General features: G+C 41.5%; 12 protein-coding genes. 5 read left to right on the top strand and 7 right to left on the bottom strand.

From position 1 onward, the window contains the following. The first annotated feature begins 88 nt into the window (after window positions 1–88). From HWQ37_RS07630 to HWQ37_RS07620, 3 genes are all read left to right on the top strand, one after another. A complete protein-coding gene (locus HWQ37_RS07630) occupies window positions 89–373 on the top strand; it encodes a hypothetical protein (protein ID WP_292745489.1) in 285 nt (94 codons plus the stop codon). Window positions 374–547: 174 nt separating this feature from the next. Next, a complete protein-coding gene (locus HWQ37_RS07625; protein WP_292745487.1) occupies window positions 548–1156 on the top strand; it encodes an L-threonylcarbamoyladenylate synthase in 609 nt (202 codons plus the stop codon). A 97-nt stretch (window positions 1157–1253) separates the two neighbouring features. Then, on the top strand, window positions 1254–2168 hold the full coding sequence (locus HWQ37_RS07620; RefSeq protein WP_292745485.1) for a sensor histidine kinase: 915 nt from the start codon (window positions 1254–1256) through the stop codon (window positions 2166–2168). Between the two features lie 246 nt (window positions 2169–2414). On the opposite strand, the gene HWQ37_RS07615 is transcribed toward HWQ37_RS07620, so the two are convergent. The 5 genes from HWQ37_RS07615 to HWQ37_RS07595 all read right to left on the bottom strand — a co-directional run bounded on the left by HWQ37_RS07615 (window position 2415) and on the right by HWQ37_RS07595 (window position 7035). Then, window positions 2415–2909 (bottom strand): GNAT family N-acetyltransferase, encoded by a 495-nt coding sequence (locus HWQ37_RS07615; protein ID WP_292745483.1) that lies wholly within the window; start codon window positions 2907–2909, stop codon window positions 2415–2417. 28 nt (window positions 2910–2937) lie between these two features. Beyond that, window positions 2938–3351 carry a hypothetical protein gene (locus tag HWQ37_RS07610; RefSeq protein ID WP_292745482.1) on the bottom strand — a complete coding sequence of 138 codons (414 nt, stop codon included), beginning with the start codon at window positions 3349–3351 and terminating at the stop codon, window positions 2938–2940. Window positions 3352–3423: 72 nt separating this feature from the next. Next, on the bottom strand, window positions 3424–4401 hold the full coding sequence (gene secF, locus HWQ37_RS07605) for a protein translocase subunit SecF (protein ID WP_292745480.1): 978 nt from the start codon (window positions 4399–4401) through the stop codon (window positions 3424–3426). Continuing rightward, window positions 4398–5816 (bottom strand): protein translocase subunit SecD, encoded by a 1419-nt coding sequence (gene secD, locus HWQ37_RS07600; RefSeq protein ID WP_292745491.1) that lies wholly within the window; start codon window positions 5814–5816, stop codon window positions 4398–4400. The genes secF and secD overlap by 4 nt, the downstream gene beginning before the upstream one ends. A gap of 235 nt (window positions 5817–6051) precedes the next feature. After that, window positions 6052–7035, bottom strand: coding sequence for an alpha-ketoacid dehydrogenase subunit beta (locus HWQ37_RS07595; RefSeq protein ID WP_292745478.1), 984 nt, complete (start codon window positions 7033–7035; stop codon window positions 6052–6054). Window positions 7036–7484: 449 nt separating this feature from the next. Between HWQ37_RS07595 and HWQ37_RS07590 the strand changes: the two genes are divergently transcribed. After that, window positions 7485–8081, top strand: coding sequence for a hypothetical protein (locus HWQ37_RS07590; RefSeq protein WP_292745476.1), 597 nt, complete (start codon window positions 7485–7487; stop codon window positions 8079–8081). Window positions 8082–8132: 51 nt separating this feature from the next. Here the strand turns inward: HWQ37_RS07590 and HWQ37_RS07585 are convergent, their stop codons facing one another. Both HWQ37_RS07585 and HWQ37_RS07580 read right to left on the bottom strand, forming a co-directional pair. Beyond that, window positions 8133–8549 (bottom strand): type II toxin-antitoxin system VapC family toxin, encoded by a 417-nt coding sequence (locus HWQ37_RS07585; protein WP_292745474.1) that lies wholly within the window; start codon window positions 8547–8549, stop codon window positions 8133–8135. Then, window positions 8546–8800, bottom strand: coding sequence for a ribbon-helix-helix domain-containing protein (locus HWQ37_RS07580; RefSeq protein WP_292745472.1), 255 nt, complete (start codon window positions 8798–8800; stop codon window positions 8546–8548). The genes HWQ37_RS07585 and HWQ37_RS07580 overlap by 4 nt, the downstream gene beginning before the upstream one ends. Window positions 8801–9159: 359 nt before the next feature. On the opposite strand from HWQ37_RS07580, the gene HWQ37_RS07575 reads away from it, so the two are divergent. Beyond that, window positions 9160–10422, top strand: coding sequence for an RNA-guided endonuclease InsQ/TnpB family protein (locus HWQ37_RS07575; RefSeq protein WP_292745470.1), 1263 nt, complete (start codon window positions 9160–9162; stop codon window positions 10420–10422). The last annotated feature ends 24 nt before the right edge of the window (window positions 10423–10446 follow it).

The raw sequence follows: 10446 nt of genomic DNA, 5'->3' as shown, positions 1-10446 counted from the left end.
GCCGTCTGCTTCTTTTTAAACGGCTAAGATAATGCCATACTAGATAAATCCAAATTTTCTAAAAAATGTATCTAATAATACGGTTTTTTTGACAACAGTCAGTTTTATAGGTATCGCTCTGTGTGCGATCGCAAAACTTTTCGGTCTACTGACTTTATTTGTTTCTGGAGGTTTGAAAACAGCTTCGCCCATTCTCTACCAAGTTGAAGGAGCAGCCCTTAAGGAAAATCGGGTGGTGGCTGCTGAATCTGGGGAAGGGATTAAAACCATTGTCGGCTGTGGTCGCACCTGGTTAGATGAGAAAATCGCTGTTAGATTTAACCGTAATTTGGGATTATCCCACGATCGCATCTCTCTCACAACATTTAAGTGAGTAAATAAATATTAGACATATTGCATAAGTATATTTATGCAAAAATGGGGGAAAGGGAAAGGTTTTGAGTACTTTTCCCTTTCCCCTTAATCTTATTCATGAATTGCCTCTACAGTGTATCCTTTTGCGTAAGTCCTAATATTGAATTGTTCTCACCGACTTACTTTAGTTAAGATGACGCAAGTTTCTCTCACAAATTTAATAACTGGCGCACGTGCTGGCTTGTTGGTAAGCTTTCCCACAGATACTGTTCCTGCACTTGCAGTACTACCAGAAAAAGCAGCATTAATTTTTGCGGCGAAGCAACGGAGTCAGGATAAACCTTTGATTTTGATGGCGGCTAGTGCTGAGGATTTGTGGCCGTATGTCAAAGGTAGTGAGAAGGAGTATAAAATTTGGCAAGAATTAGCTGAGAAATATTGGCCAGGAGGGCTGACGCTAGTTTTGCCAGCGAGTCAACGCCTACCAAAAGTTATGAATCCGATTGATCCAACGACAATTGGGATTCGAGTACCAAACAGTGCGATCGCTAAAACTATTTTGGCGCAAACAGGCCCTCTTGCTACCACTAGCGCCAATTTTTCTGGTCAGCCACCTTTACAAACAATGGCAGAAATTGAGACTCAGTTTCCCCAGGTTCTAACTTTAGCCACAACAGAATACCAGGATGAAATAGTAGGGATGGGTGTACCTTCCACCGTTGCTAAATGGACAGGGATAAATTGGCAGATTTTACGGCAAGGTGCGATCGAATTAGATTTATCAACTGATAAGCAAGTATAGGTAGCTATAATGTTGTTTTCGTGGTTTTAACAACAGAAGAATCTGAAACTTTAGTTTGCGCTGTTGTGGTCAATTAACAAGTTAATATTGCCAGATTATGAATTGGAGCAACTGGATATATCTAGGAGCAGGAATAGTACTAGGTATGGTTTTCCGTCAGTTATTTGGGCGCTTGCCAAATGTTTCATCTAGCTCATCTCCAGTAGCGCCATTAGATCAACAGGATATGCCACCAATATCGGAACAGCTACAGCAAACGCAGTTGGCATACCTGATGGCAACGGAAATGAGCCAGTTTAAAGCTGGTTTTTTGGCGCGGACTACCCATGAATTGCGATCGCCTTTTAATGGTTTGATTGGCTTACATCAGTTAATTTTGTCAGATTTGTGTGAAAATCCAGCTGAAGAACGAGAATTTATTGCCCAAGCTCACGAGCGAACGCTGAAATTGTTGAAGCTAATGGATGAAATTCTCAACGTTGCTAGGACTGAACACGGCACGAATAAATTAGATATTCAGCCGAGATCCTTAGCCCAAATTTTAGAGGAGGTTCAGAAATTAACTTATATGTTGGCGGCAAATCGCAATTTTCCCTTGCAATTGTTACCCGCCGAATCAGAAATTTATGTTTTGACAGATCACCTCTGGCTGCGTCAAGTATTGATAAGTTTAATAGACACTGCCATTACTCAAATGGAGGAAGGCAGTATTTGTATTTCCACTAGCACCCTACCTACAAACAATGTTGTAAACATTTGGCTAGATTTACCAACTCATGCTTTACCCCAAAGCGAGCCGATTGATTTGCTCAAATTTGAAGATCCGTTGACCCCGATTGACCAAAAGAACGCTGTTCTTTCCCCAGGAATGAGGCTATTAATCAATCAGACTCTGGTGGAACTTATGGGAGGAAAGTTAGAAATCTTACCCTCGACCATTGTGAAGGAACCACTTCATGAGCTTACCAGACTGCAAATCTCTATCCCCATAGTGAGTAGTGCTGAGTGTTGAGTTAGGAGTTAGGAGTAGAGACGCGATTAATCGCGTCTCTACAAGAGTTAAGAGTTAAGAGTTAGGAGTTTTGTTTATCTCTAGGACTTACGCAAGAAACCTCTGAAACTCTCATTCCTCCGTGAACTCTGCGTCCTCTGTGGTTCGATTTTCCCTGACCCGTGCGTAAGTCCTAATCTCCTTGTCCCCTTGTCTCCCTTGTCTCCTTGCTTCTTGATTACCCTACTACTACAACAGTTCTTATACTTAGCACTCAGCACTCATTGCTCGGAACTCTTTCGGTGATTCCTGAAGCTGAACTTCTGTAGCAGAAACGAAAGTACGGTTAGCTTGATTGTGTAGTACCATCGTAGTGGTGCTGTTGGTTTGAAAACCAATCTTTTCATAGAAACCCTGCTGGTGAGTAGTCATCAGGTAAACGCGCTCAACCCACTTCATGCGGGGATGTCTTAAAACGGTTTCTACTAAATTGCTTCCCAACCCACTATGTTGATACTCTGGATGAATTACAACATCCCAAATTGTGGCGCGATAGATGCCATCAGATGTTGCTCTGGCAAAGCCAATGAGTCGATCGCTATTCCAGACGGAAATCACTGGCTCACTGTTGGTAATGGCTATACCTAAATCTTCAATGCTGCGTCCCTTTGCCCAGAAAGCGGAAACGTTTAACAGTTCTTGGAGTTGATAAAGGTCAATTTCAGACTTGCGATCGCTAAATTTAATCTGAAGATCGTTCATTTGTGGCATTTACTTTTGGCAGTATCATTTAATGACAAACCCACTTCCATAGAGGATGAGTTGCTCCCTGTTGACGTATCCGATAAACTTGTTTTTCTAAACGTTGTTTTTCCTGCTGTGGTAGTCCAAATAGAATATTCCGACTTTGCCAAACTAAAACAGCAGCAGTCATCCCCAAACAAAAGGCCAGACCAAAGGTAGACAGTGGATGGTAAAATAATCCAAATCTCACTGCCACCCAGGTAAAATATTGTTGCCACAGAGCAATTTCTGTACGTAGACCCCACAAGGAGACGGGCGCAACAGTCAGCCATAAACAGCCCACAAACAGCCACCTGCCATATACTGTTAGCTGATGTAGCCTTTGTACTTGTTGAGCAAACGAAGGGTCAGATTTCTCAAAGTCAGGGACAGTATTTAATCGTTCTTCCGGTTGATCCATAGGGGAATAAGATTGCAAGTCATGGATGAGCAATTCAAAATGCTTTCACCCAATTGTGAAATATACACAAGTTTAACTATCCTGGGAAGTGGGAGATGTATCAATAGAATCAGCGTTGTCTAACACCTGGGATTCTTCTTTACGCTCTCGCCACCAAGCAAGGAGAGTACTGGCGATGAAAATACTTGAATATGCGCCCATTGTAAATCCAATAATTAAGGCCAGGGCAAAGTTTCTCAGGGTTTCGCCACCAAATAGAAATAGGGAAAATAATGTGAGCAAAACGGTTAACGTCGTATTAATCGATCGCGTTAAAGTTTGATTGGTGGCATCATCAACAACTTTGTCAATACCATCATTAGGATGTAGATTCAGTATTTCCCGAATGCGATCGTAGATGACTACGGTATCTGTCACCGAGAAACCAGTAATAGTCAAAATAGCAACGACGAAAAGGCTATCAACTTCAATACCTGCTACTAATCCTAAGATAGAAAAAACACCCAGCGTAATCAAAACATCATGGAACAAGGCAATAATTGCGATTACGGCATAGTCCACCTGGAACCGCACACTTAAATAAATAACGATCCCAGTAAAGGAGACAACCAGAGCTAATAACCCTTGAGAAAATAGCTGACGGCCAAGTGTTGGGCCAACGGTGTCAATTTGAGTGGATTTTGGGTTAAAGACTCCAATTTTTTCACTCAAAGCTGCTTGCAACTGGGTGCGTTGATCGACATTTAATGTCTTTGTGCGAATGGATATTCCTTGTTGTTTTTCACCAACGACTTGGATGCTACTATTATTTAGCTTCTCGGCATCAACTACTTCTCTAACATCAGAAATATTAATCGGTTGATTACAGGTGTTTGGTTGTGTACAATCGCGTTCAAATTGTAGTCGCGTACCACCAACAAAATCTAAACTGGGACGTAGTGGTGCGCCTAGTTGTTGCCAAGAAATCACCATTGCCACGATGCTAATAACGATTAGGGTGGCAGAAATTGTCCACCAAAGTCTCCGACGTTTGATGACACTAAATTTCATGACTGTACCTCCGCACCAGACTTAATTGACGTTGAGAGATTGGGACAAAACAACTCTGGCTTACGCAAGTTGGGAAATCCTAATGTTAAAAATAGCAGTGTGCGACTACAAGTAATGGCAGTAAACAAATTTACCCCTAACCCTAGCGCCAATGTTAAAGCAAAGCCTTTAACTAAACCTGCTCCTAAGAAAAACAGTGCTGCACAAGAAATTAATGATGTGACATGACTATCTAAAATGCTAGACCAAGCTCGGTAGAATCCTGACTCTATAGAACGATATAAAGTTTTACCAGCACGTAGTTCTTCACGGGTGCGCTCAAAAATCAATACGTTAGCATCAACTGCCATACCGATACTGAGGATAAACCCAGCAATACCGGGGAGAGTTAATGTAATGCCTAGCAAAGCGAAGGTGGCATAGGTCAACAGCGCATAGATAATCAAAGAAAAGTCGGCAATTAATCCTGGTAGTCGGTAGTAAACTAACATGAAAACTAATACTAACAGCAATCCGCCAATACCAGCGTAAATACTGCGTTGAATACTATCTTTACCTAAACTTGCCCCAACGGTACGATTTTCAACTATTTCTACTGGTACGGGTAATGCGCCACCGCGTAGTTGTACGCCTAAGTCATTGGCTTGTTGGGCGGTAAACCGTCCTGTAATCACGGCAGAACCACCAGTAATACCAGTAGCGGCAAATTCTATACCCACAGTGGGAGCGCTGATTACTTCATTGTCGAGAAAAACACCAATGCTACGCCCAGTACCGGCGAGATTTTTGGTCAAATTGGCAAACAGTTCACCACCCTTTTGGTCGAAACGAATGGCAACATTCCAGTTGTTACCTTGAGTGGGTTCACCATAAGCATCCTTGAGGTATTTGCCAATTAGGGGTGGATTAGTGCTTTCAAACAATTCTGCGATCGCTTGATTATTTTTCTGTAAATCTTCTTGATTCTTGACAATTGCCGCTTTGTCGGTACTTTTTCTTAACTGTTCTTGCTTGAATTTCAATTCGGCTCTTGATGCTTGAAAAGCAAGCAGTTGAGTTTCTGTATTCGGCTTTTGTGTCCGAAATTCTAACTGTGCCGTGCCTCCTAGCACCCGTTCAGCTTGTTCTGGATCGTTGACTCCTGGTAGTTGCACCAATATTTTATCTGAGCTGACTGTTTGGATTACTGGCTCAGAAACACCCAAACCATTAATCCGGCCTTCGACAACTTTCTTTACACCTTCCAATTCTCGCTCAGTGATTTTGGGAATATCTGCTGATGGTTTCACCTGAATTGTGAGCTGTGAACCTCCGCGCAAGTCCAGCCCAAGGGGTATCGGAATTGTGGCAATCACCGTAATAGCGGCGATTATCAGGACTAAAATTAAAATTAATAGCGATCGCTGTCTTTGCATACCATAACTCGCAACTGACAAACGCTATAATAGCGCTCTTTTGAGGAGTTATGGCATTGGGCGTTAGGAGTGCTGAGTGCTGAGTGCTGAGTGCTGAGTTAAGAGTTAAGAGTTAAGAGTTAGGAGTTAAGAGTTAAGAGTTAGGAGTTTTATTTATCTCCTTGTCCCCTTGTCTCCCTCATCTGCCCAATCCCCAGTCCCCAGTCCCCAGTCCCCAGTCCCCAATCCCCAATCCCTAGACTCGCAAAGCTACCATTTTTTCCACAGCTTCTACGATTTGCTCTGGTTGGATGATTGTTAATCGTTCCAGATTACCGTTGTAAGGTGTGGGAATATCTTGGGAAGAAAGCCTTAGTACTGGTGCATCCAATTCATCGAATAAGCGATCGTTTATTGAGGCGATGACTTCTGCTCCAATACCCGCAGTTCGCATGGATTCTTCCACAATAATGACTTTATGGGTTTTACGTACTGATGCACCAATAGTATCAAAATCTAAGGGCTTGAGGGATATTAAATCGATAACTTCTGGATCGTATCCTTGTTTTTCAAGAGTTTTTACGGCTTGCATTACATGATGGCGCATCCGCGAGTAAGTAATAATTGTCACATCTTTTCCTGGACGGACAATTTCTGCTTTATCTAGAGGTAGCAAGTATTCTTCTTCTGGTAAATCTTCTTTCAAGTTGTAAAGCAGAACGTGTTCAAAGAACAATACTGGATTATCATCACGGATAGCGGATTTTAGCAGTCCTTTAGCGTTTCTTGGTGTCGAACAAGCAACAATCTTCAACCCTGGCACAGCTTGGAAGTAAGTTTCTAGTCGCTGGGAGTGTTCTGCGCCTAGCTGCCGTCCCACACCTCCAGGGCCGCGAATTACCATCGGAATTTTAAAGTTACCGCCAGAGGTGTAGCGGAGCATTCCAGCGTTGTTGGATATTTGGTTGAAGGCGAGCAGTAAAAAGCCCATATTCATGCCTTCAATGATGGGACGTAACCCCGTCATTGCGGCTCCCACAGCCATGCCAGTAAAGCTATTTTCAGCGATGGGGGTGTCTAGGATGCGGAGTTCGCCATATTTTTGGTACAGGTCTTTGGTAACTTTATAGGAACCGCCGTAATGTCCGACATCTTCACCGAGAACGAATACGCTGGAATCACGCGCCATTTCTTCGTCAATGGCTTCCCGTAAGGCGTTGAAGAATAGTGTTTCTGCCATTTAGACCTTTTAGTACGATTATGGTTTTAGAATTTTATCGTGCTGCTGTCGCAAATAAGGTGAGCGATCGCACTAGTTAGAGTTTAGGTTGTTTAGACGAGCTGCCCTAGCATAGAGCAAGTGATTGCCATAACTATATCAAAGCTATTCAATTTAGATTTTAGAGGTTTTGGGAGCTTTATGAGCGATCGCCTGACACTCTGGCAAATGCGGCTGATCTATCTATGTAATAAAACGTAGGTATATGTGTAAAATATACTCAAAAATTCCCAATTCTACGAAAGCAAGCTTAAACCTTCTCCAACAAGACAAACGAAGCTTATCAATATAGATAGATACCCGACTTCTGGTGATAAGTCGGGTATCTCGGCATTAAGTTATGGTCTAATCTATGAGAGTTATCCTTGATGTATAAGTTTTAGCGTTGTTGCCTGAAGGTGTCTCCTGATATGTCATATAGTGATTTTACTTTAGAGAGAATTAAACAGAATTTTCAAATAAATACTATTGAGAAAACTGATATTTTTGCTAATATATCTGAGATAGAATCCAGTGATTTATTAAAAGAGATTCTTCAATATAATTTACCGATAGCTATTGCTAGCAATAGTGAAAAAGCTCGCTCTGAGATGATTATTTCTCCGATTTTACTAGATTTGAGACGACAATTAAATGACCAGATAAATTTGTTTTCTGGTGTTGAATTCAATGTTGATCCGGCACAAGGTTTAAATGGAATCTGTGATTTTCTAATTACCCGTTCTCCAGAAAGACTAATTATCACTGCACCAGTCATTATTATTGTGGAAGCTAAAAAAGAAAACATTACTGCTGGTTTAGGACAATGTGTAGCCGAAATGTTAGCAGCAAGAATATTTAACGAACGAGCAGGTAATGAAAATTTGATAATTTATGGAACTGTCACAACTGGAAGTATTTGGCAATTTTTAAAATTAGAAGGTCAATCTATCCAGATAGACTTAAGTGAATATTATCTTAAAGATGTCAATAAAATTTTAGGAATCTTAGCTAGTGGTGTCCGGTGAAAAAATTATAATTGAGTAGCGTAGGCGTAGCCCGTCGTAGACATCGCATCCCTAAAACACCCGCTCAAAAGGCTTTTTCCGATAACGGCGATAAATATTAAAATCACTGTCCAAAGTAGCGATCGCAGCAATATCTAAGCGTTCTGAAATGACAATCAAGGATAAATCTGCAAAATCCCCTGGTAAATCTCTGTACTGAGTATTCAACTCAGCAATGCGCGAAAAATCTTGCGGCAATATTTGCTCACACTCATAGAGTTGTTTCGCAACATCTAGAAGAAACTCGTTTTGTGTACGCCAATCAAAGTTGAGTAACCACACCACTTCTGCAATACAAATCGGCGTAGTTACCAGCCTAGAAGTACAGTTTTCAAAAAAACGACGCACCTGTTGGTGATACTGATCTCTAGCGCTGTAGTACGCAAACAAAAAGCCGCTATCTGCGAGTATAAGCGGATAATAGGTCATGAATGCCGCTTGTTGAGATATTGTGCGATCGCTTTCTTACGGTTTGAGCGTTCCGATAAATCCGTTGGTGCATCTTGCAGTAAATGTTCAGGGTGTCCACCCCGTCTCTCAACCAAAGTTTTACCCGCTTGTAAGGTTAGCCAGCGTTCAGCAATCAAGCGTCGGATCAACTCACTCTTTTCCGTTTGCTCATGAGCCAAGATATCGGCTAGCTGCCTTTCTGTTTCTTCGTCTAGTCTGACACTTAGCATAGTTTTGTCATACTCGCAATACACGTATGACAAGTATAACGCGGATTAGTTAAATTTTATTTGAATTTCGCACCAGCCCAAGGCAAAATATAACAATCTCACGCCCAGACAACAAAACACAACTCTGTGCCTCTGCGTGAGATTTTTAACTATTACGCCGTAATTCCCCCATCTGAATTCTGTACCCAGAATCAGTGGTGGGATATGAGGCGGTTGATAAGGATTGCATCTAATATTGATTAAATGCATCAGCAAAGACAAATATTAGATGTATGACGAATCAACAATTTTTTGATCTCAAGGGCTTATCAGAAAATATATATCATGGTAAGATAGATATACCAAGGAGGTGATGTTAAGTGTTGCACAAGGTTGTACAAGTCCGTTTATATCCGTCACTTGAACAGCAAATACAATTGGCTCAAGCTTTTGGTTGCGCTCGTTGGTGGTGGAATTATGCCTTAAATAAGTCAATCGAGACTTACAAAGAAACAGGAAAAGGACTTAGCCGTGCAGCACTCAACGCATTTCTTCCTACACTCAAAAAGGCAGAAGATACAATTTGGTTAGCTGATTGTTATAGTCAAGTTTTACAGGCTACAACACTCAATCTAACTACGGCTTATAAAAACTTTTTTGATAACCGTGCTGGATTTCCTAAATTCAAATCTAAGTTTGGAAAACAGTCTATCCAGTATCCTCAAAACGTCAAGATTGTAGATGGCAATGTTAAGCTACCTGGCAATATCGGGATAATCAAAGCCAAAATACATAGACCCATTGAGGGTAAAATCAAGACTGTTACTGTGATTAAAACGCCTTCTGGTAAATACCTTGCATCCATCCTGACTGAAGTAGCGGGTGACAATCAAATTATTTCAGAAGGTAAAATTTACGGCATTGACTTAGGGTTGAAACACTTTGCAGTTGTTACCGACGGTGAAAAGGTTTCAAAATATGACAATCCTAAGCACCTTGCCAAACATGAGTTTAATCTCAAACGTAAGCAAAAGAAATTAGCGCGTAAAGCAAAAGGGAGTAATTCAAGAAATAGATACAGAAGAATTGTCGCCAAGGTGTACGAACGAGTTAGCAACTCAAGGCAAGATTTTCTACATAAACTTAGTTATAAGTTGGTCAGCGATAGCCAAGCTGTCATAATAGAAAATCTTCATGTATTAGGCATGGTGACGCTCGAAGACTCGCTAACGCTACGCTATCGTAATCACAAGTTGGCAAAATCAATATCTGATGTAGGGTGGGGAACATTCACTAACTTTCTAGCCTACAAGCTGGAACGCAAAGGTGGGAAGTTGATTGAAATTGATAGATGGTTCCCCAGTTCCAAACTCTGTTCTAATTGTTTTTATCAAATCAGTGAGTTGTCATTGGATGTCCGTGAGTGGACTTGTCCTCATTGTAATACTCATCATGACAGGGATGGAAACGCAGCGACAAATATTAGAGCAGAGGGTATCAGAATAATAAAGGCGGAAGGTTCAGCCGTCTCTGCTGTAGGAGGGGAGGTAAGTCCTATCCTTGGGCGAAAGTCCAAGTTTAGGCACTCCCCCGTGATTACAGAAGCCAACACTGTACTTGGTACTCCAAGTCAGTGTGGGTAGTTCACATTCTTACTCAATCGCCCA

It is taken from the genome of Nostoc sp. NMS4 (assembly GCF_017115095.1).
Lineage (GTDB): Bacteria > Cyanobacteriota > Cyanobacteriia > Cyanobacteriales > Nostocaceae > Nostoc.
Note: the sequence above shows the minus strand (reverse complement) of the source record. Positions and strands in the feature narration are given on the sequence as shown.